This window comes from Nocardioides sp. Z21_20, assembly GCF_059766585.1.
Window position 1 is genome coordinate 95,648 of sequence record NZ_JCBAJX010000001.1, and the last position, 25,581, is coordinate 121,228.

Genomic DNA, 25,581 nt, shown 5'->3' on the forward strand with positions numbered 1-25,581 from the left:
GACGGGGCGCCGCACCGGAGGTCAACCGGCTTCTCGGACGCGGCCGAACGAGCGCGTACGCCGGCGCCCGCCAACCGGCGCGCACGACGCGGTGGCCACGCGGCGGACGCCGGCTACGCCAGCAGCCCCGTACGACGCGTGATCGCCGCCGCCTCGGTGCGACCCGACGCGCCGAGCTTGGCCAGGATGTGGGAGACGTGCACCGAGACGGTCTTGGTGCTGATGAACAGCTGCTTGCCGATCTCGCCGTTCGTCCGGCCCTCCGCGACCAGCGCGAGGACCTCACGCTCGCGGGTGGTCAGCGGCTCGGTGCCCTGCTCGTGCCCCGGGCCCGCCTCCGCGGGCCGGGGGGTGGATCCGCTGGCGACGAGCTCGTCGAGCAGCGGCCGCGCGCCCAGCGCCTGGGCCGCCTCGCGGGCCAGGTCCGCCGCCTCCCGAGCGGTGGCGGCGTCGCCGGTGGCGCGCAGGATCTCGGCCAGCCGGGCGCGCACCTTGGCGAGCTCGAGGACGTCGCCGTACTCGGCGAAGTGCCGCTCGGTCTCGCGCCAGCTCGCCAGCACCTCCGCCGCGTCGGGCGGGTCGACCTGCGCCCGCCAGCGCCAGCGCAGCGCCTCCGCGTTGAGCCGGGCGTGCCAGGCCCAGGTCTCGGGTCCGAACACGATGCCGGACTCGCGCTGGTAGGCGAAGACCCGGCGCCCGTCCTCGAGCAGCCGGGCCGCGTCGGCGGCCTGGACCTTGCGCTGCGCGGCGCTCAGCCTCACCGCCGCCGACGAGAGCGCCGCCAACGTGGTCGCGGACAGCCGCAGGCGCGCCTGGAAGCTCTGTCCCCACAGCGGCGCGATCGCCGCGCACACCTCGTCGTAGACGCCCACCGCGGCCACGTGGTCGCCACGCTGCTCGTGCATCTCCAGCTCGGCGCTGCCCCCGGTGACGGCGACCAGCCCCTCAACCGCCCAGAAGGGGCGCGCCACCCGGGCCAGCTCGAGGGCCGTCATGTCGCCACGGGCCGCGAGCACGGTGGCCCGCATCGTGGAGAGCATCGCCTCGTACAGCGGCGGCGGGGCCTGGTCGGCGACACCGGTGAGCGCGAGGACCTCGTCCCACCGCCCGGCCGCGCGCAGCACCGAGCCGTGCATGAAGCGGGCCTCGAACGCGTACGGCGCCCACGGGATGCCCGCCGCCGCCCCCCGCTCGGCGGCCCGCTGGAACGCCAGTCGCGCCTCGTCGAACTCGCCGCGGTCCTGGTAGAGCCGCCCGAGCAGGTACAGCGCGCGCAGCTCCGCGTTGACCGCGCCGGCGGCGTGGGCCCGGCCGATGACCTCCTCCACCCCCTCGCGGACCTGGTCGACGGGGCCGTCCTTGTCGATGCCGATCAGCGTGGTGCGCACCTCGGAGGCGAGCCGCGGCATCCCTAGCCGCTCGGTCATCGCGAGCGTCTCCAGGGCGACCTGCCGGGCCTCCTCCCCGTGCCCGCACGCGTCCAGGATCCGGGCGTGGCTGGCCAGCACCCGGGCCCGCGGCTTGTCCGCCACGTCGCTGATCAACCCCACTGCCTCACGCGAGACCGCCAGCGGGTCCTCCTCCCCGTCGAGCATCAGCAGGCACACCGACAGCGCGGCGAGCATCTCCGCGCGTGGTGCCGGCGGCGCGTCGGGCGGCAGCCGGTCCAGCTGCTCGCGGATCACGTTCACCGCCCGCGCCACGTGGCCGGCGGCCATCAGCGCGTCCGAGGTCAGCCGCACCAGCCCGGCGACGTCGCGCTCGCCGGCGTCCCCGGCGCCGGGGTCGGTCAGCAGGACCAGTGCCTGCTCGAAGTGCTGGGCGGCCTCCTCGGGTCCGCCGACACTCATCGCCTCCTCGCCGGCGCGGATGCTCGCGGTCAGCGCGGTGCGCAGGTCCTGGCCCAGGCGGGCATGCCGGGCGAGCTCGGCGGCGCTGCCCGCGGCCCGCTGCTCGCCCAGCGCGGCGGCGTACGCGGCGTGCAGGCGCACCCGTTCCCCGGGCAGCAGGTCGTCGTAGACCGCCTCGCCCAACAGCGCGTGCCGGAAGGCGTAGGCGTCGCCGGAGACCGGTACCAGCACGTTGGTCTCCACGCCCGCGCGCAGCGCCTCCTCCAGCGGCCCCGGAGCCAGCCCGGACGCCGCCGCGAGCAGCTGGTGGGAGACCCGGCGACCGGCGACCGAGGCGGTGCGGACCACCGTGCGCGCCCCGTCCTCGAGCCGGTCCAGGCGCACCAGCAGCACGTCGACGAGGTCCTCGGGCAGTCCACCGCCGCCGCTGGCCCAGGTGGCGCCGACGAGCTCCTCGACGAAGAAGGCGTTGCCCTCCGAGCGGGTCACGATGTCGGCCACGTCGGCCTCGCGGATCGGGTCGGGGTGCAGCTCGTGGACCAGCAGCCGTACGTCGGGCGCGGCCAGCGCCTCGAGCTGGATCCGCTCGACTCCCGCGGTCCGCGACCACTCGGCCACCTGGCGGCGCAAAGGGTGGCGCCGGTGCAGGTCGTCGGAGCGGTACGACGCGACCAGGGCCACCGGGCCGGCGGGGCGCCCGACCCCGCGGGCGAGCAGGAAGCTCAGCAGGTCGCGGGTGGACCGGTCGGCCCAGTGGGTGTCCTCGACGACCAGCAGCAGCGGCGCCTGCAGCGCGGTCTCCTCCAGCAGGGCGTGCACCGCGGGGAAGAGCGCGCCGCGCTCGAGCAGCGCCCCGTCCTCGCCGTCGGAGCCGCTCAGCATCCGCCGGCCGGGCTGCAGCCGAGCCAGCGTCGGGTGCTCGGCGACGACGCGCTCGACGACGCCCGGGATCTCGCGGTGCAGCCGGCCGAGGATCTCCGAGAACGGCAGGTAGGCCACTGCGGAGTCCGCGAAGTCCAGGCAGTGACCGGCGACGACCTGCCAGCCCTGCGTCACGGCGCGGTCGCGCAGCTCGGTCAGCAGCCGGGTCTTGCCGACTCCGGCGTCCCCTCCCAGCAGCACCGCCTGCGCGGTGCTCTGCGCGGTGCCCTGCGCGGACGCACGGATGCCGAGCGTGGAGCTCAACAGCTCCAGCTCGGCATCTCGTCCCACCAGCTTCGAGCTCCGCATCGCCACGGGGTCCATGATGTCGTGCGCGGGTGGGTACGCGCTTCCGGGTTTCCGCTGAGCGCGGGTCGCGACGAGCGCACCCGCGGCCCGCCGGGCTGGACGGTCGGCGACCGACACCGCCCGGTCAGCCGATGGTGTCGTGGTCGCGGCCCGCCGCGCGGCGGCCCCGCCTGCTGTCCAGCTGCGGGTCACGTCCCGCGCGGCGGCGACGGCGCACCGGCTTCCAGGTCTCGCTGATCCGCTCGGTGCGGTAGTCGATCTCGGCGTTGATGAAGAGGTCGGATCCGTTGAACATCTGCTTCTCCCTGCTTCCGGCCCCGCGTCCTCGGGGCGTGAGAAGACAGTCCCGCGCTGAGGTAGTCGCCCACATCGGACGAGTGCCCTAGCCGGAGCGCCCCGGGTGCCGCCGCGCTACCTCAGAGGCCCCCGCCTCGGGGCCCGACCACCTCAGGGCCCCATCACCTCAGGGCCTGACCACCTCCGGGCGCCCCCGGCTCCACACCCCGACCACCAGCGGTACCCCGGGCCGGTAGGCGAGGTGGACGTGGCTGGGCGCGTCGAGCAGCACCAGGTCGGCCGGCGACCCGACCCGCAGCGCCCCCACGTCGTCGCGCCCGAGCGCCGCGGCGCCGCCGGCGGTGGCGGCGTGCACCGCCTCCGCGCACGTCATCCCCATCTCCCGCACCGCCAGGGCGATGCAGAACGGCATCGACGTCGTGTACGACGAGCCCGGGTTGCAGTCGCTGGCCAGCGCGACGCGGACGCCGGCGTCGAGGAGCCGGCGGGCGTCCGGCCACGGCTGGCGGGTGGAGAACTCCGCACCGGGCAGCAGCGTCGCGACCGTGCCGGCCCCGCGCAGCGCGTCGACGTCGGCGTCGTCGAGGAACGTGCAGTGGTCCACCGCGGTCAGCCCCAGCTCCGCGGCCAGCCGCACGCCGGGGCCGTGGCCGAGCTGGTTGGCGTGCAGCCGCCCGCGCAGCCCGGCGGCCTCCCCCGCGCGCAGCACCGTGCGGGCCTGGTCGGCGTCGAAGGCGCCCTCTTCGCAGAAGACGTCGATCCAGCGGGCGTACGGCGCGCACGCCGCGAGCATCGGCCCGGTCACCAGCTCGACGTAGGCCGCCGGGTCGCTGCCCTCGGGGACCACGTGGGCGCCCAGGAACGTGGTCTCCTCGGTGAACTGGCGCGCCACCGCGAGGCTGCGCGCCTCGTCGCGCACGCTCAGCCCGTAGCCGCTCTTGGTCTCGAACGTCGTGGTCCCCTGGCGGCGCATCTCGTGGACCAGCCGTGCCGTGTGCGCGCCGAGCTGCTCGTCGCTGGCCGCCCGGGTAGCGGCGACGGTGTCGCGGATCCCGCCGGCGCGGTACGGCTCACCGGCCATCCGGGCCGCGAACTCCGGCGCCCGGTCGCCGGCGAAGACCAGGTGGCTGTGGCTGTCCACGAAGCCGGGCAGCACCGCGCGTCCGCCGGCGTCGTAGGCCTCGTCGGCGGCGGGCGCCCGCCCGGTCGGCCCGAGCCACACCACCCGGCCGCCCTCGACGACCAGCGCCGCGTCCTGGAGGATCCCCAGCAGCCCCTCGCGCTCGACGTCGTTGGTGACCAGCTCGCGGATGCCGGTCAGAACCGTCGCCGTCACCGGGGCCTCCTCACGCCCACACCGCGGCGACCGCGGCCGCGAGCTCGCGGCCGATCTCGGTCTCGTCGCCGGCGGCGAAGACCACCCGCCCGTCGGCGAGGACCTGGCGCACGTCGGCGGCGCCGGCGGCGAAGACGACGGTCTGCGCGTCACGCCCGGCCCCCGCGGTGCGCGGCGAGGCCGCGTCGAGGGTGACCAGGTCGGCGCGCGCCCCCCACCGCGATCCGCCCGGCGTCGGGGAAGCCCAGCGCGAGGTGGCCGCGCGTGGTGGCGAACGAGAGCAGCTCCTCGGCCAGGAAGTGGCCCCGCGCACCCGAGGCGAGCCGCTCGTGCAGCTCCAGCGCGCGCATCTCCTCGAACAGGTCGATCACCGCGTGGCTGTCGGAGCCCAGGCTCAGCGCGCTGCCGGCCTCGTGCAGTCGCCGCGCCGGGCCGAGGCCGTCGCCCAGGTCGCGCTCGGTGGTCGGGCAGGCACAGACCACGGTGCCGCTCTCGCCGAGCAGCCGCACGTCGGCGTCGCTGAGGTGGGTGGCGTGGACGGCGGTGGTGCCCGGCCCGAGCACGCCGGTCTCGGCGAGCAGCGCGGTCGGGGTCATCGCGTGCGCCGCCAGGCAGGCGTCGTTCTCGTCGGGCTGCTCGGAGAGGTGGACGTGCAGCGGAGCGTCCCCGGCCGCCGCGGCCACCTCGGCGAGCTGGGGGCGCGCGACGGCGCGCACCGAGTGGATCGCGGCGCCCACGACGTGATCGGCGCCCCGCGGGAGGTCGGCCACCCGCTGCGCCCAGGCCGCGGCGTCGCCGTCGCTGAAGCGCAGCTGGACGCCTTCGACGGGCCGGTCGAACCCGGCGGCGAGGTAGCAGGTGTCGAGCAGCGCGATCCGCAGCCCGGCCTCGCGGGCCGCCTCCAGCAGGGCCAGCCCCATCACGTTCGGCTCGTCGTACGGCGTGCCGTCGCGCTGGTGGTGCAGGTAGTGGAACTCGCCCACCGCGGTGATCCCGGCGGCCACCATCTCCCGGTACGTCGCCCGGGCGAGCGCGAAGCAGGTGTCGGGGTCGAGGCGCCGCGCCGCGTCGTACATCTGGGTGCGCCAGGTCCAGAACGACCCGCGCCCCGGCCCGGCGCCGGGTGTCTCGGCGCGCCCGCGCAGCGCCCGGTGGAAGGCGTGGGAGTGGGCATCGGCCAGCCCCGGCAGCGTCAGGCCGGGCAGCCGGACCGGCGGTGCGCCCGTGCCGGTGGCGGTGCCCGGCGGCGCCTGGGGCAGCACCCGGGTGAACCGGCCCGCGGCGATCTCGACCAGCACCTCCGTGCGCATCTCGCCGTCCACCCAGCCGCGCTCCAGCAGGTACGCCGCGTCGCCCGCCCCGGCGCCGCTCACCGGGCGAGCCGTTCCAGCGCGTCGGCCAGCACCGAGACGCCGGCCAGGCAGTCGGCGGCGCTCGCGTGCTCGGCCGGGGCGTGCGAGACGCCGGTGGGGTTGCGCACGAACAGCATCGCGGTCGGGATCCCGGCGGCCGACAGCACGCCGGCGTCGTGGCCGGCGGCGGTGGCGAGCACCGGCAGCCTCGGCTCGTGCCCGGCGCCGATCCGGGCGGCGAGGCCGGGGTCGAAGGTGACCGTCGGGGAGCGCGACTCGGCGGTGACGGTGACCGCGGTGCCGTCGCGGCCGGCCCGGTCGCCGGCCTGCCGGGAGATCGCCGCGACGAGCTCGGCCAGGGCCGCCTCGTCGGGGCAGCGGGCGTCGAGCCAGGCGGTGACCCGCGAGGCGATGGCGTTGGTGGCGCCGGGCTCGACCTCGACCCGGCCGAAGGTGGCGCGGTGCCCGCCGAGGCGGGCCTGCTTGTTGGCGGCCAGCACGGTCATCGCGTAGGTCAGCATCGGGTCGTGGCGGTCCGCCATCCGGGTCGTGCCGGCGTGGTCGCCGGTGCCGGTGAACTCGAAGCGCCACCGCCCGTGCGGCCAGATCCCCTCGGCCAGGCCCACCGGCGCGCCCAGGTCGACCAGCGCCCGGCCCTGCTCGAGGTGCAGCTCGACGAAGCAGTCGACGCCGCCGAGCCACGATGAACCGGTCTCCGGCTCCAGCCCGGCGCCGGCGAGCACCTCGGCCAGTGCGACCCCGTCGCGGTCGCTCAGCTCACGGGCCTCGCTCCAGGCCAGCGCCCCGGTGGCCAGCCGCGACCCCAGGCACGGCACGCCGAAGCGCGAGCCCTCCTCCTCCACGAACACCGCGACCCCGATCGGGCGCGACGCCGCGACGCCGCGCTCGCGCAGCAGGTCGATCGCGGCCAGCCCGGAGACCACCCCCAGCGCCCCGTCGTAGCCGCCGCCGTCGGGCACCGAGTCCAGGTGCGATCCGGTCAGCACGCCGCGCCGCTGCGCCGGGTCGCCGGCCGGGCGCCACCAGGCGACCGTGTTGCCCCACCGGTCGGTCTCCACCTCCAGCCCGCGCGCGGTCGCCTGCGCGACGAACCAGGCGTGCAGCTCGCGTTCGGCGGGGAGGAACGACTCGCGGACGTAGCCCCCGCCGGGTCCCCGCCCCACGGGGGCGACCTCGCGCCACATCTGCTCGAACGTCAAGATCGCCTCCATGGAGTTCAGTGACGTGGTGCGCCGGCGTCGGATGGTGCGACGCTACGACGCGAGCCGTGCGGTCGACCCGCGGATCGTGGACCGGATGCTCGATCATGCCCGACGCGCCCCCAGCGCGGGGTTCAGCCAGGGCTGGGCGTTCCTGCGCCTGGACACCGCCGAGGACGTCGCCCGCTTCTGGCGCGCCACCAGCCCGGACCCGGCGGCGAGCAACCCCTGGCTGGACGGGATGCGGACCGCGCCGGTGGTGATCGTGGCGCTGGCCCACCGCGAGGCCTACCTGCGCCGCTACGCCGAGCCGGACAAGGGCTGGACCCCCGGCACCGGCACCGACCCTGATAGCGACGCCGTGCAGGAGCGCTGGCCGGTGCCCTACTGGGACGTCGACACCGGGATGGCCTCGCTGCTGATCCTGCTCACCGCGGTCGACGAGGGGCTCGGCGCGTGCTTCTTCGGGGTGCCCCCCGAGCGCGTCGACGCCTTCCGCGCCGAGTTCGGGGTGCCCGCGGACCACCACCCGGTCGGCGCGATCACGGTCGGGCACCGGCTGCCCGACACCGGCGCGCCCGGCTCGGCCGCGCGCCGCGCCCGCCGGCCGGTGCAGGACGTCGTGCACCGCGGCCACTGGGGCGCCCGCTGACCGCGCACCGACCCGCGGCGACCGCCCGCTGATCGGGCGAGACGGGAGCGCCCCGCACGCCGTACCGTCCTGCCTGACCCAGCCCAGCCCACCAGGAGGCGCCCGTGCCCGAGCCGGCCCCAGCGATCGCCAAGCTCCAGGCACTGGTGCGGATCCCGACGGTCTCGCACAGCGATCCCGCGCAGGTGGACACGGCCGCCTTCGACGCGTTCCTCGAAGAGCTGGCCCGGCAGTTCCCGCTGCTGCACCAGCGGCTCGAGCTGACCCGGATCCACACCCACGCGCTGCTGTTCCGCTGGCCCGGCGCCGGCGCGGAGCGGCCGGTGGTGCTGATGGCCCACCTGGACGTGGTGCCGGTCGTGGAGAGCGACCCGTGGACCCATCCCCCGTTCGCCGGCGTGCTCGAGGACGGGATCCTGTGGGGCCGCGGCACCCTCGACGACAAGGGCAGCCTGGTCGCGATCTGCGAGGCCGTCGAGCGACTGCTGGCGCGCGGCTTCACCCCCGCCCAGGACGTGTGGCTCTCCTTCGGCTGCGACGAGGAGGTGTTCGGGGTGGCCGCGCCGATGGCCGTCGACGAGCTGGCGCGCCGCGGGGTGCGGCCGTGGTTCGTGCTCGACGAGGGCGGCGCGGTGGCCGCCGGGGCGTTCCCGGGGATCACGGCGCCGCTGGCGGTGATCGGGGTGACCGAGAAGGGCACCACCTCGCTGGAGCTGCGCGTCGAGGGCCGCGGCGGGCACGCCTCCACCCCGGCCCGGATGGGGCCGACCGCGCGGCTGGCCCGGGCGATCCTCCGCCTGGAGAAGGCGCCGTTCGCCTCGTCCCTGCCCGCCCCGACGCTGGAGCTGTTGCGCCGGCTGGCCCCGCACGCGCCGCTGCCGCTGCGCCCGCTGCTGGCCAACGCCGAGCGGCTGCGTCCCGCGCTGACCCGAGCCCTGATCGCGGCCGGGCCGGAGTCGGCCGCGATGACGCGCACCACGATGGCGGTCACCACGCTGTCGGGTTCGCCGGCGATCAACGTCATCGCCGCCACCGCCAAGGCCGGCGTCAACCTGCGGATCATGGTCGGCGAGTCCGTCGCCTCCGCGGTCGAGCACGTCCGCCGCGCGATCGGCGACGACAAGGTCGCCATCGACGTCCTGGAGTCCGGCGAGCCCAGCCCGCTCTCGCCGTACCACGACGAGGCGTTCGCGCTGCTGGAGTCGACGGTCGCCGAGGTCTTCCCCGACGCGGTGCCCACGCCGTACGTGATGATGGCCGCCACCGACTCGCGCCACTTCGCCCGGATCAGCGAGCGGGTCTACCGCTACGCGCCGTTGCGGATGTCGAAGGCGCAGCGCGAGTCCATCCACTCCTACGACGAGCACGTCGGTGTCGACGCGTTCGTCGAGGGCGTGCGCTGGTACCAGCGACTGATCGAGAGGCTCCCGGCATGAGCGGCGTCGACCCGGTCCCCCTGGGCAAGGGCACCCCCCGAGCTGGAGGCACCGTCGTGCCCGGCCTCGCCGCGATCGTCGGGCTGCTGGTCTGCGTGGAGATCGCCAGCGGGGTGCTGCAGGGCTACTACACGCCGATCTTCTCCGACATCGCCGACCACCTGTCCATCACCGACGCCGACGTCAACTGGTTCGAGGCCGCGCAGCTGATGGTCTCGGCGCTGGTCGTGCCGCTGCTGTCGCGGATGGGCGACCTGGTCGGGCACAAGAAGGTGCTGCTGCTCTCCACCGCGGTCACCGCGCTCGGCTCGTGGATGACCGCGTTCGCGCCGTCGTTCACGACGTTCCTGATCGGCTGGGCGCTGCAGGGCGCGTACGTCGTGTGGCTGCCGCTGGAGGTGGCGATCATCTATCGCCGTACCGCCGGCAGCGGGCACCAGGCGCGGCTGACCCGGCGCTCCGCGGCGATCCTGGTCTTCGCGCTCGAGGCCGCGGTGATCGCCGCCGCGCTGACCAGCGGGGCGCTGGTCGAGGCGACGTCGATGACCGTGCTGCTGGCGCTGCCCGCGGTCGTGGTCACGCTGTGCCTGGTGATGATCTGGTTCGGCATCGAGGACGCCCCCGGCACCGCGACCGGCGGGATCGACGTGCCGGGGCTCGCGCTGATCACGCTGGTGCTCGCCCTGGTGATGGGCGGGCTGGTGCTGGTGCGCCTCGAAGGCGTGGGCAGCGTGCTCCCCTGGCTGCTGATCGCGCTCGGCCTGGCCACGATGGTGCCGTTCGTGCGCTACTCGCTGGCGGTCCCCGAGCCGCTGGTGGACATCCGGGTCTTCGCGGCCCCCGGGCAGTGGCCGGTGCAGCTGACGGCGTTCCTGTTCGGCATGTCGGTGCTCGGCGCCCAGATCCCGCTCTCGACGTTCGCCCGCACCGATCCCGCGGAGGTCGGCTACGGGCTCGGCGCGGACGCGGGGTTCGTCTCCACGCTGATCGGGGTCTACGTCCTGTCGATGGCCCTCGGCGCGCTGTCCCTGCCGCTGACCACCCGGCTGTGCGGGGCCCGCAACGCGCTGGTCGCCGCCTCGCTGATGGTGGCGGCGGGCTACGCGCTGTGGCTGCCGTTCCACGACACCACCGCGCAGGCCCTGCTCAACATGGGCGTGGCCGGCTTCGGCTCCGGCGCCCTCGTCGCCGCCCTGCCGGCCGCCGCCGCCGCTGCCGCCCCGGCCGACCGGACCGGCTTCGTGACCGGGATGACCAACGCGACCAAGACCGTCGGCGGCGCGATCGCCTCGTCGATCTTCGCGATCGCGCTGGCCGCCACTGGCTCGCTGGAGGGCCCCGAGGCCGGCCACGCCCCGCTGAGCGGCTACCTCACCGTCTGGTCGGTGTGCGCCGGCGCCGCGCTCCTCGCCGCCCTCGCGCTGCTGCTGGTCCCCCGGCGGGCGTTCTCCGACCCCGCCGAGCTCCCGGTGGCCCCGCCGCTCGCCCCGTAACCCCCGCCCGCCGCCGCGCGCCGCGCGCCGCGCGCCCGCGCGCCCGCGCGCCCCCACAGCCGCTTGTAACGCGGGGTTATGCGCACCAACTCAGCGATATTTCGCTGTGGCAGTGGACATAACCCCGCGTTACAAGCCGGCGGGGGCGGGCGGAGGGGTGGGACGGGGTGGGGTGGGTGGGTAGCGTGGACGCCCTGATGGAGCGGCAGCCTGACGAGCGCGATGACCGGCCCGAGGACCTGGCCGGCCCCCGCGAGCGTGCCCGCGACGAGCGCACCGGCGGGGACGCGGCGGCGGCTCGGGTCCAGCACCAGTCGCGGTGGGTCGAGCTGCAGATCCAGCAGGCGATGGAGCGCGGCGAGTTCGACGACCTTCCCGGCTACGGCAAGCCGATCCAGGGCCTCGAGGGCCCGCACGACCCGGACTGGTGGCTCAAGAAGCTCGTGGAGCGCGAGCAGATCAGCGTGCTCCCGCCGGCCCTGCAGATCCGCAAGGACGACGCCGAGCTCGAGGCCCGGTTGGACCGGATCACCACCGCCGCAGAGGTACGCCGCGAGGTCGAGGACTTCAACGCCCGGGTCCGCTCGGCGCGCATCCAGCCGCTGGGTGGGCCGCCGATGATCACCAAGGAGCGCGAGGTGGCAGCCGAGGTCGACGCCTGGGCCGCGCGCCGCGAGACCCGACGTACGGCGCAGCACGAGGCGCTGGCCCGCGCCGAGCAGGAACGCCGCGACGAGCGCGCCGCCCGGCGCCGCCGTCCCCGCTGGCGCCGTCGCTCCCCCTGACCGCCATCCCTGCCCCCGCCTCTCCCAGGGTCGTGTGCCCGAGCACGCGCCCCACCGCGTCCTCAGGCACACAATCCGGCAGGGCGGCAGACGCGGCAACGCCACAAGCCTGTCCACCCGAGACGTGCGTCATACCCGCCGGTAACCGCGCGCTGCTAGCGTCCGGACCCATGCGTAGCGCCAAGGACTTCTTCGCCCCCCTCGCCGTCGGAGCCCCGGCCCCGGTCCGCGAGATTCCCGCCCGCCCGTCCCGGGCGATCCACTTCTTCGACCCCAGCAACGCCAAGATGGCGGCCAAGATCCCGGCCATGGTCGGCACCGTCGACGTGCTGCTGGGCAACCTCGAGGACGCCGTCAAGGCCGACAACAAGGTCGCCGCCCGCGAAGGGCTGGTGAAGATCGCCCAGGACACCGACTTCGGCCCCACCCAGCTGTGGACCCGGATCAACGCCCTGGACTCCCCCTGGGTCCTCGATGACCTGACCACGCTCGTGCCCGCCATCGGCGATAAGCTCGACGTGATCATGGTCCCGAAGGTGCAGGGCGCCGAGGACATCCACTACATCGACCGGATCCTCGCCCAGCTCGAGGCCAAGGCCGGCCTGACCCGGCCGATCCTGGTCCACGCGATCCTCGAGACGGCGCGCGGCGTGGCCAACATCGAGGAGATCTGTGGCGCCTCCCCGCGGATGCAGGGTCTCTCCCTCGGCCCGGCCGACCTGGCCGCGGACCGGCGGATGAAGACCACCCGCGTCGGCGGCGGCCACCCCGGCTACCTGGTCCGCCAGGACCCCCCGCGCGACGCCGACGGCACCGCCCAGATCCAGGCCGAGCGCACGACGTACCAGCAGGACCTGTGGCACTACACGATCGCGCGGATGGTCGACGCCTGCGCGATGCACGGCATCTACCCCTACTACGGCCCGTTCGGCGACATCGCCGACGTGGTCGCCTGCGAGGACCAGTTCCGCAACGCGTTCCTGCTCGGCTGCGTCGGCACCTGGTCGCTGCACCCCAAGCAGATCGCGATCGCCAACCGCGTGTTCAGCCCCAGCGTGGAGGACATCCAGCACGCCCGCCGGGTGGTCGCGGCCATGGGCGACGGCACCGGCGCGGTGATGATCGACGGGAAGATGGAGGACGACGCCTCCCTCAAGCAGTGCCTGGTGATGGTCCGCCTCGCCGAGGAGCTGGCCGCGATCGACCCCGAGCTGAAGAAGCAGTACGACGCGATCCCCGCCGAGAAGCAGGAGGCCTGAGCCATGACCGACGCGACCTTCCGCCCCCGCCGCTCCGTGCTCTACATGCCCTCGTCCAACGAGCGCGCGCTGGAGAAGGCCAAGACGCTGCCGGTCGACGCGCTGATCCTCGACCTCGAGGACGCCGTCGCCCCCGACGCCAAGCCGGCCGCCCGCGAGGCCGCCTGCGCCGCGGTGCGCTCCGGTGAGTACGGGCGGCGCGAGCTCACCATCCGGGTCAACGGCATGGACACCGAGTGGCACGCCGACGACCTCGCTGCCGCGTGCGCGGCCGGGCCCGACGCGATCGTGGTCCCCAAGGTCAACTCCGCCGACGAGGTCCGCACCCTGGTCGCCGCGATGGAGCAGGCCGGCGCCCCCGCGCACACCAAGCTGTGGGCGATGGTCGAGACCCCGGTGGCGATGCTGCACGCCGAGGAGATCGCCGGCGCCTCCGAGCGCCTGACGGTGCTGGTGATGGGCACCAACGACCTCGCCAAGGAGCTGTACGCCGAGCACGTCCCCGGCCGCCAGCCGCTGCTCACCGGGCTCGGTCTGGCGCTGCTCGCCGCGCGCGCCACCGGCAAGGCGATCGTCGACGGCGTCTACAACGACGTGAAGGACGCCGAGGGCTTCCTCGCCGAGTGCCAGCAGGGCCGCGAGATGGGCTTCGACGGCAAGACGCTGATCCACCCCGGCCAGGTCGCCGGCGCCAACGAGGCCTTCGCGCCGTCGGCGAAGGCGGTCGAGGACGCCCGCGGCATCCTGCAGGCGTGGGAGGACGGCAAGGGGTCCGGCGTGGTCACCTACAACGGCCGGATGGTGGAGAACCTGCACGTCGAGTCCGCCCAGCGCACGCTCTCGATCCACGAGGCGATCACCGCGCTGGAGGCAGATCAGGGCTGAGCCGCGAACAGGACCACGACGTCCGGTATCCGGGTCGATTCGGGCCGACTTCGAAATTAGTCGGAATTGGGAGGGTTTGCCCCCGTCCGGACCGGGGCACAGGTCTTGCTCCCAAGGGCGCTCCCCGCGGGCCCTGCCACCCGGCGGGGACTGGAGCGCTCTGCACGAAAGGAACGTGACACTGTGGTCGCACTCGGCCTGATTCTGCTCATCATCGGCCTCGTCGCCAGCATCTCGGTCCTGACGACGATCGGACTCATCCTGATCGTGGTCGGGCTCATCCTGAACTTCGTGCCCCTGGGTGGCACCCGTCGCCGGGTCTTCTGATCTGGCCAGGCGCCGAGCCGCATCAGGGGCGGCGACCTGGCCCAGCACGACCAGCAACACCGCATCACCAGCAACACCGTCGACGGCGGCCCGGCTCACGCAGCCGGGCCGCCGTTGTCGTCTCTTCGGGTCGCCCGGCTCAGTCGAGGCGGCCCACCGCCACGCGCGCGGCAGCGAGCACGGCCCCGGATCCGACCAGGCCGACACTCGCCTCGATCTCGGGCGAGAGCCACCGGTCGGGCCCGGGGCCGGCCACACCCGCCCCGCGCAGCAGGTCCACCACCGCGGCGGTGCCCGCCGCCGGCTCCAGCGGCCGGCGCAGGTCGAGGGCGCGCGCCGCGGTCATCACCTCGAGCGCCACCACCCGGGTCAGTCCGTCCACGGCCCGGCGCAGCTTGCGCGCCGCCGACCAGCCCATCGAGACGTGGTCCTCCTGCATCGCGCTGGACGGGATCGAGTCCACCGAGGCGGGCACCGCCAGCCGCTTGAGCTCCGAGACGATCGCCGCCTGCGTGTACTGCGCGATCATCAGCCCGCTGTCCACCCCGGGGTCGTCGGCCAGGAACGGCGCCAGCCCGTGGTTGCGCGCCCGGTCCAGGAAGCGGTCGGTACGCCGCTCGCTGATCGAGGCGACGTCCGCGGCGACGATCGCGAGGAAGTCCAGGGCATGGGCCAGCGGCGCCCCGTGGAAGTTGCCGTTGGACTCGACCCGCCCGTCGAGGACCACGGGGTTGTCGATCGCGCTGGCCAGCTCGCGCTCGGCCACCGTCGCGGCGTACGCCACTGCGTCGCGGGCGGCGCCGTGCACCTGCGGCGAGCAGCGCAGCGAGTAGGCGTCCTGCACCCGGTGACAGTCCGGGCCCTGGTGCGAGGCGAGGATGCCCGAGCCGTGCAGCAGCCGGGTCAGGTTGGCAGCCGAGACCGCCTGCCCGGGGTGGGGCCGCAGCGCCTGGAGCTCGGCGGCGAAGACCCGGTCGGTGCCGAGCTGGGCCTCCACCGACATGGCCGCGGCGACGTCGGCGGTGCGCAGCAGGCCCGTCAGGTCCTCCACGGCGAGCACCAGCATCCCCAGCATCCCGTCGGTGCCGTTGATCAGCGCCAGCCCCTCCTTGGCGGCAAGCTCGACCGGGGTCAGCCCCGCCCCGGCCAGGGCCTGCCCGGCCGGCCTCGGCGTGCCGTCGCCCGCGCGCACCTCTCCCTCGCCGATCAGCGCCAGCGCGCAGTGCGCGAGCGGCGCCAGGTCGCCGGAGCAGCCCAGTGAACCGTGCTCACGCACCACCGGCGTGATGCCCTCGCGCAGCAGGGCGGCCAGCAGTTGCGCGGTCTCGACCCGGACGCCGGTGCGGCCGGTGGCCAGGGTGGAGAGCCGCAGCAGCATCATCGCCCGCACCACCTCGCGCTCGACCTCGGGGCCGGTGCCCGCGGCGTGCGAGCGGACCAGGGAGCGCTGCACGCGCGCGCGGCTCTCGGCCGGGACGTGGCGTGTCGCCAGTGCCCCGAACCCGGTGGACACGCCGTACGCCGGAGTCGGGGCGGCGGCCAGCCGGTCCACCACCTCCCGGGCGTCCCGGATCGCCGTGAGCGCCGCGTCGGTGAGCACCACCGGCGCGCCGTGGCGAGCGACCGCGACGACGTCCTCGGCCCGGATCGGGCCCACCCCGACCTGCACCGGTGCCGGAGCGTGGACCGGTGCCGGAGCGTCGGCCGGGCCGGGGGCGGAGGGTGGTGAGGTCATCCGGTCATCCAACTCCGCGTACCCCCGTCCCGCCAGCCCCGCGCCCGGTCGTCACCTCTGGTGCTCGGCGCGGAACGGGCGCACCCTGAGAGATGGGAGGGGCCCGCTCGGGGCTCACCGGTCCAACCGAAGGAGCACCGCCATGAGCATCGTGAGCAGCCGCCCCAGCAGCCGACTGGCCGACATGTTCGACTGGCTGGAGAGTGGCAGCAGCCTGGCCACGCCGTTCTCCACGAAGGACGACCGGTTCGTGCGGGTCGAGAGCTACCGCGAGGACGACACCTACGTGGTGCGCGCGGAGCTGCCGGGCGTCGACCCCGACAAGGACATCGACATCAGCATCGAGGGCGACGTGCTGAGCATCCGCGGCGAACGGCGCGAGGAGAAGCGGGACAAGGGGCACAGCGAGTTCCACTACGGCTCGTTCTCCCGCAGCGTCACGATGCCTCCGGGTACCGACGCGGACGCGATCACCGCGACGTACACCGACGGGGTGCTCCAGGTCCGGATCCCGGTCGCCGAGCCTCAGTCGAAGCAGCGCAAGATCGCGGTCACCCGACCCGAGAGCTGAGCTCGCGTCGCAGCGGTCGGCCCAGGCGGGCCGGAGCGGCCCGGGACGATTGGCGCACACCTCACAGCCCGCTGCGTAAGACGGTGGTCGGCCCAGGGGCACCGAGCGCGTTCACTGGTCGGGTGACAGTCGGTCGGGCCCGGGCGCCGGGAGTGAGCGCCGCGCAGGCGGCGGTGGCCGCCTCGTGGCCGCGGCGCTGGCTGATGCTGGCGGCGAGCACGCTGGCGCAGGCGGCCGCCGCGGTGATGATCCACGGGCCGGCCTTCCTGATCCCGGTGCTGCACGACACCCGCTCGATGAGCCTGGCGCAGGCCGGCGTGGTCGCCGCCGCACCGACGGTCGGGGTGATGCTGACGCTGGTGCTGTGGGGGCTGGTCACCGACCGGCGCGGGGAGCGCTTCGTGCTGCTCGCCGGGCTGGTCGCGACGGCCGCGGCCGGCGCGCTGGCCGCCCTCGTGCAGAGCACCTGGCTGCTCGGGGCGGCCCTGCTCCTGGCCGGCGCGGCGGCCGCCAGCACCGGGTCGGCCAGCGGCCGGGTGGTGGTGGGCTGGTTCCCGCCGCACCGGCGCGGGCTGGCGATGGGCATCCGGCAGATGGCCCAGCCCGTCGGCGTCGGGATCGCCGCGGTCACCATCGCGGTGCTCGCCGAGCGGTACGGCGTCGGCGCGGCGCTGTGGGTGCCCGTCGCCGCCGCGGTGCTGGCCGGGGTCGTGGTGGCTGCGGTGGTGGTCGACCCGCCGCGCCCCGACCACCGGGGCGCCGCCGCCGCGAACCCGTACCGGCAGGACTCCTACCTGGCGCGCATCCACGCCGTCTCGGTGCTGCTCGTGGTTCCGCAGTTCCTGGTGTGGACCTTCGCCCTGGTCTGGCTGGTGCAGGACCGCCGCTGGTCGGCGGCCGCCGCAGGCTCGCTGGTCGCCGCCACCCAGGTGCTCGGTGCCCTGGGCCGGATCGCCGCGGGCCAGCTCTCCGACATGGTGTCGAGCCGGTTGCGTCCGCTGCGCTGGGTCGCGGTCGCCGCGGCGCTCGCGATGGCGCTGCTCGGGCTGAGCGCCGGGCTGGGCTGGGGGGTGGCGGTCGCGTTGATGGTGCTGGCCACCGTGCTCACCGTGGCCGACAACGGCCTGGCCTTCACCGCCGTCGCCGAGCGCTCGGGACCGAGCTGGAGCGGGCGCGCGCTCGGCCTGCAGAACACCGCGCAGTACCTGACCGCCTCCGCCGTGCCGCCGGTGGCCGGGCTCGCGGTCACCCACTGGGGCTACCCGGCGGCGTTCGCGCTGTCCGCGCTCTTCCCGCTCGCCGCGATCGCCCTGGTACCGGTCCGCGAGGAGCGAGCGCTGGTGTGAGGCCTCGGGGGCGCACGGCGTACTGGCCACACGAAACCCGCACTTCCCACGTGTTGCATCACGTGGGAAGTGCGGGTTTCACGAGTTAACTCGTGATCGCCACACCCCCCAGGCAACCCGCGCCGCTCACAACCTCAGCGTGCCGGTGACCAGCGTGCGGCTCTCGCCCCCCACCCAGATCCGGCCGCCGGGGTCGCTGCTGACGAGCACCCGGCCGTCGCGGCCCAGCGCCGTGCCCTGTCGTACGACGTAGTCGGGTGGCAGCATGCCGGCGCGGATCAGCCACACCGCGAAGCCGGCGTTCAGCGAGCCGGTGACCGGGTCCTCGGGGACCCCGATGCCGGGCACGAACGCGCGCACCTCGTGGTCGGCCGGGCCACCGGCCGGGTGCGCGCCGATGACGCCGAGGCGCAGGTCGCCCATCGCGACCGGGTCGGGGCGCAGCGCGAGCACGTCCGCGGCCGACTCCAGCACCAGCCCGAGCCAGCCGGGGCCGTTGTCGACCCAGCTCGCGGCGCGCACCTTGGACGCGTCGATGCCCAGGGCGGCGACCGCCTGCGCGAGCGTGGCCGGCTCCGGCGGGCCGGAGCGCAGCAGCTCGGGCGCCTCGAAGGCCAGCGTCGCACCGTCGCGGCGCAGCTCGACCAGGCCGATGCCGCACTCCTGCACGACGCGACCGGTGGCCGCCGGCGTGCCGCCGCGCTCCAGCCAGGCGTGCGCGCTACCCAGCGTGGGGTGCCCAGCGAACGGCAGCTCGCCGCCGGGCGTGAAGATCCGCAGCCGGTAGTCGGCGCCGTCCTCGGCCCGCTGCTCGGTGGGCGGCTGCAGGAACGTCGTCTCGGACAGGTTGGTCCAGCGCGCGAACGCCGCCATCTGCTCGTCGCTGACCCCGAGCGCGGCGTGCACCACCGCCACCGGGTTGCCGCTCAGCGCCCGCGGGGCGAACACATCGACCTGGGAGAACTCGTACGTCGTCACCGGATTCACCGCAACCACGCTAGCGACCGATCGGTGCGTCGCCTATCGGCCGTTGCGTCGTTGTGGTCTCCAGAGCGCCCGTGACACCCCTGATGAAAGAGGTCGCCGGATGACCCAGCCCCGCCCCCGCCTTCGGCTGCGTCTGGTCTGGTCGACCGTGACGGCGGTGGCGGTGATCGCCACCGCGATGACGCTGCCCTCGCCGCAGGAGGAGGAGCGGGCCGGCTCGCTGGTGGACCGCTACGAGGCCGCCGTGAGCCTCGACCCGGATGCGGACCTGTCCGAGGAGACCTCCGCGGCGGTGGACCGGGAGTCCCGTCCCCACGACCACCCGGCCGGGGAGGAGGGCTCCCTCGATGACGGGCACGGGCACGACCACAACGACCCGGCGACCAAGAACTCCGTCTCCCGCGCGGGTGAGGCGACCCGCGAGAGCGCCGACCCGACCTCCGCGGTCCAGGCGCGGCGCAACGCCGACTCGGTCGCCGCCGGGCGCCGTACCCCCGAGCCCACCCTCACCACCGCCGCGGTGCGCGCACCGCGCCGCGCGGTGCCCGAGAGCCGCTACGCGATGGCCGGCGGCTGCTACACCCTGCGCGCCCCGGACGGGCGCTACGTCGCCCGGTCCGGCGAGACGCTGGCGGCCACCGCCTCCGGCCCGGCCCGCGCCGAGCGGTTCACCTTCCAGGCCGTCGACCTCGGCATCTACCTGCTCTACGGCACGAAGCGCGACTTCGTCTCGCGCGCCACCGGGCTCCTGGCCCGCGACGACGACAGCGTCCGGCTGCCCGCCAAGCCCTCGCCCGCCGGCGAGTGGACGGTGCGCAAGCGCGGGGGCGCGTTCACGCTGACCGGTGACCGCGGGGCGCTGACCCGGCGCGCCGACGGCACCCTCGGGGTGGGCGCGCCGACCTCCTTCCGGCTGGCCCGGGCCTCGGGCTGCGCGGCGTACCCGGAGGCCCAGGTGAACGTGACCGGCGCGCCGCACGCCGGCACCTCGACGTTCCAGGAGGTGCGCGGCTACGTCGACGCCCACACCCACGGCATGGCCTACGAGTTCCTCGGCGGCAAGCTGCACTGCGGCAAGCCGTGGGACCGCTACGGCGCGGCGTACGCGCTGGTGGACTGCCCCGACCACAAGCTCACCGGCGGCTACGGCACCCTCACCGAGACGATCCTGTCGGGCAAGCCGGCCCACGACACCACCGGCTGGCCGACGTTCAAGGACTGGCCCGCGCCGGACTCGCTGACCCACGAGGGCACCTACCACAAGTGGCTGGAGCGCTCCTGGCGCGGCGGACTGCGGGTCTTCGTGAACCTGCTGACCGAGAACGGCCAGCTGTGCAAGATCTACCCGCTGAAGAAGAACTCCTGCGACGACATGGACTCGGTGCGCCTGCAGGCCAAGCGGATGCGCGAGCTCGAGCGCTACGTCGACGCGCAGTACGGCGGGCCCGGCAAGGGCTGGTACCGCATCGTGACCAGCCCGCGGCAGGCGCGCCGGGTGGCCAACCAGGGCAAGCTCGCCGTGGTGATGGGCATCGAGACCAGCGTGCCGTTCGGCTGCACGTTCAAGGCGACCCCGGTGGTGGGCGACGTGCCGCAGTGCAACGTGGCCGCGATCGACCGCCAGCTCGACGAGATGTGGCGCCTGGGGGTGCGGCAGATGGAGCTGGTCAACAAGTTCGACAACGCGCTGTCCGGGGTGGCCGGCGACGCCGGCGCGACCGGGCTGGCGGTGAACCTGGCCAACTTCCTGGAGACCGGCACGTTCTGGAACATGAAGCACTGCGAGCCGGCCGACGGGGAGACCGCCGACAAGCCGCAGCTGGCGCTGCCCGACATCAGCGCGGGCCAGCAGGACGCGCTCTTCGGCGCGATCGTCGACGTCTCCGGCGTGCTCAACCTCCCGGCGCTGCCGGTCTACGGGACGGCGTCGCACTGCAACCAGCGCGGCCTGACCGACCTCGGCAGCCACCTGATCGACCGGATGGCCGACAAGGGGATGCTGATCGACCCCGACCACATGAGCGTCAAGGCGCGCAAGGCGCTGCTCACCCAGCTGGAGAAGCGCAAGTACCCCGGGGTGCTGTCGAGCCACTCCTGGTCGACCCCGGACGCCTACCCGCGGATCTACAAGCTCGGCGGCTTCGTCGCGCCGTACGCCGGTGACTCGCAGGGCTTCTACGACAAGTGGAAGCGCCACCTCGGCTGGGCCGACAAGCGCTTCTACTTCGGCTTCGGCTTCGGCGCGGACATCAACGGCCTCGGCGCGCAGGGCGACCCGCGCGGCAAGGCGGCGAAGAACCCGGTGACCTACCCCTTCCGCGGCCTGGGCGGGACCCGCATCGACAAGCAGCGCTCCGGCAGCCGGGTCTTCGACATCAACACCGACGGCGTGGCGCACTACGGGCTCTACCCCGACTGGATCGAGGACCTGCGCCGGATCGGCGGCAGCAAGGACGGCGCGGCGATCACCGAGGACATGGCCCGCGGCGCCGAGGCGTACCTGCAGACCTGGGAGCGCGCCGAGGGCGCGCGCCCGGACTCCTGCCGCAACCCCGGGCTGCGTCGCACCCGGCAGGCGTTCACCCGGGCCGTGCGCAAGGGGATGTCGACCGAGCGGGTGATCGCCGCGGTGGGGCAGCCGTACCTGCGGCTGGGCACCACGTTCACCTACTGCGTGCGCCGGTCCTCGGCGGGCGCCAAGGCCGCCGGCGCCAAGGTGCGCGTCCAGTTCACGTCCGCGGGCAGGGTGAAAGCGGTCACGCGACGGTAGCCGACAAGTTACCTGTCGGTAGGATCTGCTTCACACAGCTCAGGCACTGACGTGCCGCCACTGGACGCATAGGCTCAGGCCGCTCGCGCCACCGGTGGTGCGAGCGTACGCACAGCCGAGGAGCCGTAGCACATGCAGATCTTCGCCATCGTGGTCTCGCTGGCCATCGCCGCCGTGGGAATCGCCCTCCTGGTGAGGGCGGTCCGCGAGATCATCGGAGTGCTCAAGGTCGGTCAGCCGACGAGTCGCACCGACAACCCGCTCGCTCGCACGGTGACCCTGGTCAAGGAGACCCTGGGTCACACCCGGATGCTGCAGTGGAAGGTGGTGGGCATCGCCCACTGGTTCATCTTCGTCGGGTTCGGCCTGCTCTTCTTCACCCTGCTCACGGCGTTCGGACAGCTCTTCGACGCGCACTTCGTGCTGCCGCTGATCGGGGACTTCTTCCTCTTCGAGTGGCTCACCGAGTTCTTCTCGGTGATGATGCTGTTCGCGATCATCGGCTTCATCATCTACCGCGCCACCCGACCCAAGGACCGCGTCCGGGGCAAGAGCGGGCGGTTCTACGGCTCGACCATGTGGTGGGGCTACTTCGTCGAGTCGGTCATCCTCGGCGTCGGCCTGTGCATCGTGATCCTGCGCGGCCTCGAGTACGCGATGATCAGCAACAGCGCGCACCCCGAGCACGCCTCGGCGTTCCACTTCCCCTTCACGTTCTGGCTGGGCGAGCTGTTCTCGGGTCTGTCCACCAGCACCCTGGAGAACCTCGTCTACCTGGTCGCGATGCTGAAGATCGTCATCTCCTTCGCCTGGATGATCACGATCTCGCTGAACACCAACATGGGCGTCGCCTGGCACCGGTTCACCGTCTTCTTCAACATCTGGTTCAAGCGCGAGGCCACCGGCGGTACGGCGCTGGGCGCGATGAAGCCGCTCACCTCCGAGGGCAAGGTCGTCACCCTCGACGACATCGAGGAGCTCGACGAGGACTCCGCGCTCGGCGTGGGCCGGATCGAGGACTTCTCCTGGAAGGGCATCCTCGACTTCGCCACCTGCACCGAGTGCGGCCGCTGCCAGTCGCAGTGCCCCGCCTGGAACACCGACAAGCCGCTGTCGCCCAAGCTGCTGATCACCGCGCTGCGTGACCACGCCTACGCCAAGGCGCCGTACTCCCAGGCCGCCGAGGGCGAGCGCGCCGCGCTGCTGGAGGGCAGCGACACCCTGACCAAGGAGGTCGAGCGCCCCCTGGTCGGCGAGACCGAGGGCTGGGCGTGGATGCCCGAGGGCGGCGCGGTCATCGACAACGACGTGCTCTGGTCGTGCACCTCGTGCGGCGCCTGCGTCCAGCAGTGCCCCGTCGACATCGAGCACGTCGACCACATCATGGACATGCGGCGCCACCAGATCCTGGTGGAGTCGAACTTCCCGGCCGAGCTCAACGGGCTCTTCAAGGGCCTGGAGAACAAGGGCAACCCGTGGAACATGTCGCCCAACGCCCGCCTGGACTGGGCCAAGGACCTGCCCTTCGACGTCAAGGTCGTCGGTGACGACATCGAGGACCTCGAGTCGGTCGACTGGCTGTTCTGGGTCGGCTGCGCCGGCGCCTACGAGGACCGCGCGAAGAAGACCACCCGCGCGGTGGCCGAGCTGCTCGACATGGCCGGCGTCTCCTTCGGCGTGCTCGGCAACGGCGAGACCTGCACCGGCGACCCGGCGCGCCGCGCCGGCAACGAGTTCGTCTTCCAGGGCCTGGCCCAGCAGAACGTGGAGACGTTCAAGGAGTACAAGGTCAAGAAGGTCGTCTCGACCTGCGCCCACTGCTTCAACACGCTCAAGAACGAGTACAAGGACTTCGGCATCGAGCTCGAGGTCGTCCACCACACCCAGCTGCTCAACCGCCTGGTGCGCGAGGGCAAGCTGACCCCGGTCAAGACCGGCGAGGGCGCCGCCAAGCGCTCGATCACCTACCACGACCCCTGCTACATCGGCCGGCACAACGGCGTCTACACGCCGCCGCGCGAGCTGCTGCAGGTGCTCCCCGGCGCCGAGTACGTCGAGATGGAGCGCAACTCCGAGCGGTCCTTCTGCTGCGGCGCCGGCGGCGCCCGGATGTGGATGGAGGAGAACATCGGCGAGCGGATCAACGTGAACCGCACCGTCGAGGCGGTCGGCACGGGCGCCGACCAGATCGCCGTCGGCTGCCCCTTCTGCCGGGTGATGCTCTCCGACGGCCTGACCGCCCAGCAGGCCAAGGGCGAGGCCCGCGAGGAGGTCGAGGTCCTCGACGTCGCGCAGATGCTGCTCGCGTCGGTGAAGGGCGAGGTCGCCACCCGTGCCAAGCCCGGTACGGCGAAGGCCGCCCCGGCGAAGGCCGCCCCGGCGGCCAAGCAGGCGGCCGACGACCAGGCCACGAAGGCCGAGCCGGAGTCCGGCGACGTCACGCAGAGCGCCGACACCGTCACCGCCACCGAGGACACCGGTCCGGCCGCCAAGGCCTCCGGTGGGTCGTCGCTGTTCGACACCCCGGCCTCCGAGGCGGAGCCGACCGGTGACGCCGCGGAGAAGAAGCCGGTCAGCTCGGTCGAGAAGTCCGGCGGGTCGCTCTTCGACACGCCCGCCCCCGAGGAGCAGGTCGCGGAGAAGCCCGCCGAGGCGGCCGAGGAGCCGGCGGCGAAGGAGCAGGCGGAGCCGGCCTCCGGCGGATCCCTGTTCGACCTGGGCCCGGCGGAGCCCGAGGCGAAGGCCGAGCCCGCACCCAAGGCCGAGCCGGCACCCCAGGCCGAGCCCGAGACCAAGGCGGAGCCCGAGGCGAAGGCGGAGCCGGCCGCGAAGGCGGAGCCGGCCGCCGACCTGGGCTCCGGCGGGTCGCTGTTCGACCTGGCGGCTCCCGCCGAGGAGCCGGCGAAGGCCGAGCCCGAGGCGCCCGCCACGAAGGCCGACCCCGCTCCGGCCGAGGCGACCGAGGCGACCGAGGCCGCCCCGGAGCCGGAGGCAGAGGCGGCGCCGGCGGCGAAGCCCGCCGCTCAGGCGGCTGCCCAGCCGGCGCAGGAGATCCCGACCGGATCGCTGTTCGACCTGGCTGCTCCGGAGCCCACCCCGGCCCCGGAGCCCGCGGCGGCCCCGGAGCCCACCCCGGCTTCGGAGCCCGCCCCGGCCCCGAGCTCCACGGAGGTCGAGGCCCCTGTCGAGGCTGAGCCCGAGCCCGAGCCGGCCGCAGCGGCGCCGGCACCGGCGGCCTCAACGCCGGCCCAGGAGATCCCCGAGGGCGGCTCGCTCTTCGACCTGGTCGCCCCCGAGCCGGTCCCCGCCCCCGCGGCGAAGGCCCAGCCCGAGGCCGTGGCCGAGCCGGCGGCGACGCCGGAGCAGGAGCCTGCCTCCGAGCCCGAGCCGGCCGCCGAGGCCGAGCCCGAGCCGACCCCGGAGCCGACCCCGGAGCCGACCCCCGAGCCGGCCGCCGAGGCCGCCCCGGCCCAGGCCCCGGACGGTGCCGCGATCAGCGAGGCCGCCACCCAGGCGGCCGAGTCCGCGGCCCAGACCGACCAGGCCGAGCCCGACCAGGCCGAGGCAGCCGGCGCGACGGAGGCCGCCGCGGAGACGGCGAGCGCCGAGGAGGCTCCCGCCACCGAGGAGCCCGCTCCCGCGGCCGCCGAGGAGTCCGAGCAGGCCGAGGAGTCCGAGCAGGCCGAGGAGCCGAAGTCCGCTGCGTCCAGCAACGGCGCCGCGCACCAGCCCAAGACCGACGTGGACATCCACGAGACGGGCTCGCTCTTCGACCTCTGAGTACCACCGCACCGCACGCAACGGGCCGTCCCTCCTGGAGGGGCGGCCCGTTCTGCATGCCGCCGCCGACGAGAGCCTGCGCTCAACCGTCCGCGGCGTACGGCGCGAGCGCTCACCCGGGTGGTGGAATTCCCGGCCGACCGGGGAAGCCTGAACATGTCGGCCGAAACTTCGCCCGACAGCATCAGTAGTTGACGCCCGCGCACACCCCCTCCGCACCAGAGGACAGCTCTGCCCCTCCGGCCCCAACGCTCAACGCCGCAATCCGGA

General features: G+C 74.3%; 18 protein-coding genes. 11 read left to right on the top strand and 7 right to left on the bottom strand.

Going from position 1 to position 25,581, the window contains the following annotated elements; translation table 11 throughout:
- Positions 1-113 precede the first annotated feature (113 nt).
- From AC6EH9_RS00445 to AC6EH9_RS00465, 5 genes are all read right to left on the bottom strand, one after another.
- Positions 114-3,080, bottom strand: a complete 2,967-nt coding sequence (locus AC6EH9_RS00445) for a helix-turn-helix transcriptional regulator (RefSeq protein WP_498420602.1) — start codon at positions 3,078-3,080, stop codon at positions 114-116.
- A gap of 124 nt (positions 3,081-3,204) precedes the next feature.
- Complete coding sequence (locus AC6EH9_RS00450; RefSeq protein ID WP_498419497.1) at positions 3,205-3,375, bottom strand: hypothetical protein; 171 nt, start codon at positions 3,373-3,375, stop codon at positions 3,205-3,207.
- Positions 3,376-3,543: 168 nt separating this feature from the next.
- Positions 3,544-4,713: an imidazolonepropionase gene (gene hutI / locus AC6EH9_RS00455; protein ID WP_498419499.1), complete on the bottom strand. Its 1,170-nt coding sequence runs from the start codon at positions 4,711-4,713 to the stop codon at positions 3,544-3,546.
- A gap of 149 nt (positions 4,714-4,862) precedes the next feature.
- A complete protein-coding gene (locus tag AC6EH9_RS00460) occupies positions 4,863-6,086 on the bottom strand; it encodes a formimidoylglutamate deiminase (protein ID WP_498419501.1) in 1,224 nt (407 codons plus the stop codon).
- On the bottom strand, positions 6,083-7,297 hold the full coding sequence (locus AC6EH9_RS00465) for an allantoate amidohydrolase (protein WP_498419502.1): 1,215 nt from the start codon (positions 7,295-7,297) through the stop codon (positions 6,083-6,085). The genes AC6EH9_RS00460 and AC6EH9_RS00465 overlap by 4 nt, the downstream gene beginning before the upstream one ends.
- Here AC6EH9_RS00465 and AC6EH9_RS00470 point away from each other — a divergent pair.
- The 7 genes from AC6EH9_RS00470 to AC6EH9_RS00500 all read left to right on the top strand — a co-directional run bounded on the left by AC6EH9_RS00470 (position 7,296) and on the right by AC6EH9_RS00500 (position 14,122).
- Entirely contained in the window at positions 7,296-7,937 is a 642-nt protein-coding gene (locus AC6EH9_RS00470; RefSeq protein ID WP_498419504.1) for a nitroreductase family protein, read from the top strand. The genes AC6EH9_RS00465 and AC6EH9_RS00470 overlap by 2 nt on opposite strands.
- 104 nt (positions 7,938-8,041) lie before the next feature.
- Positions 8,042-9,373: a M20/M25/M40 family metallo-hydrolase gene (locus AC6EH9_RS00475; RefSeq protein ID WP_498419506.1), complete on the top strand. Its 1,332-nt coding sequence runs from the start codon at positions 8,042-8,044 to the stop codon at positions 9,371-9,373.
- Entirely contained in the window at positions 9,370-10,866 is a 1,497-nt protein-coding gene (locus AC6EH9_RS00480) for an MFS transporter (RefSeq protein WP_498419508.1), read from the top strand. Before AC6EH9_RS00475 ends, AC6EH9_RS00480 begins: the two co-directional genes overlap by 4 nt.
- A 197-nt stretch (positions 10,867-11,063) precedes the next feature.
- Positions 11,064-11,651, top strand: a complete 588-nt coding sequence (locus AC6EH9_RS00485) for a DnaJ family domain-containing protein (protein ID WP_498419509.1) — start codon at positions 11,064-11,066, stop codon at positions 11,649-11,651.
- Between the two features lie 170 nt (positions 11,652-11,821).
- The gene (locus tag AC6EH9_RS00490) at positions 11,822-12,910 is read left to right on the top strand and encodes an HpcH/HpaI aldolase/citrate lyase family protein (RefSeq protein WP_498419511.1); all 1,089 of its coding nucleotides are present in this window, start codon (positions 11,822-11,824) and stop codon (positions 12,908-12,910) included.
- A 3-nt stretch (positions 12,911-12,913) separates the two neighbouring features.
- Positions 12,914-13,795: an HpcH/HpaI aldolase/citrate lyase family protein gene (locus tag AC6EH9_RS00495; protein WP_498419512.1), complete on the top strand. Its 882-nt coding sequence runs from the start codon at positions 12,914-12,916 to the stop codon at positions 13,793-13,795.
- 183 nt (positions 13,796-13,978) lie between these two features.
- Positions 13,979-14,122: a hypothetical protein gene (locus AC6EH9_RS00500; RefSeq protein ID WP_498419514.1), complete on the top strand. Its 144-nt coding sequence runs from the start codon at positions 13,979-13,981 to the stop codon at positions 14,120-14,122.
- 139 nt (positions 14,123-14,261) lie between these two features.
- On the opposite strand, the gene hutH is transcribed toward AC6EH9_RS00500, so the two are convergent.
- A complete protein-coding gene (gene hutH / locus AC6EH9_RS00505; RefSeq protein WP_498419516.1) occupies positions 14,262-15,857 on the bottom strand; it encodes a histidine ammonia-lyase in 1,596 nt (531 codons plus the stop codon).
- Positions 15,858-15,999: 142 nt separating this feature from the next.
- Between hutH and AC6EH9_RS00510 the strand changes: the two genes are divergently transcribed.
- Both AC6EH9_RS00510 and AC6EH9_RS00515 read left to right on the top strand, forming a co-directional pair.
- Entirely contained in the window at positions 16,000-16,428 is a 429-nt protein-coding gene (locus AC6EH9_RS00510; protein ID WP_498419518.1) for an Hsp20/alpha crystallin family protein, read from the top strand.
- A gap of 122 nt (positions 16,429-16,550) precedes the next feature.
- Positions 16,551-17,774, top strand: a complete 1,224-nt coding sequence (locus AC6EH9_RS00515; protein ID WP_498419520.1) for an MFS transporter — start codon at positions 16,551-16,553, stop codon at positions 17,772-17,774.
- 126 nt (positions 17,775-17,900) lie between these two features.
- Here AC6EH9_RS00515 and AC6EH9_RS00520 read toward each other — a convergent pair whose 3' ends face one another.
- A complete protein-coding gene (locus AC6EH9_RS00520; RefSeq protein ID WP_498419522.1) occupies positions 17,901-18,761 on the bottom strand; it encodes a PhzF family phenazine biosynthesis protein in 861 nt (286 codons plus the stop codon).
- A 100-nt stretch (positions 18,762-18,861) separates the two neighbouring features.
- Here AC6EH9_RS00520 and AC6EH9_RS00525 point away from each other — a divergent pair, with 100 nt between their 5' ends.
- Both AC6EH9_RS00525 and AC6EH9_RS00530 read left to right on the top strand, forming a co-directional pair.
- Positions 18,862-21,531, top strand: coding sequence for a hypothetical protein (locus AC6EH9_RS00525; RefSeq protein WP_498419523.1), 2,670 nt, complete (start codon positions 18,862-18,864; stop codon positions 21,529-21,531).
- Between the two features lie 132 nt (positions 21,532-21,663).
- Positions 21,664-25,311, top strand: coding sequence for a (Fe-S)-binding protein (locus tag AC6EH9_RS00530; protein WP_498419525.1), 3,648 nt, complete (start codon positions 21,664-21,666; stop codon positions 25,309-25,311).
- Positions 25,312-25,581 lie beyond the last annotated feature (270 nt).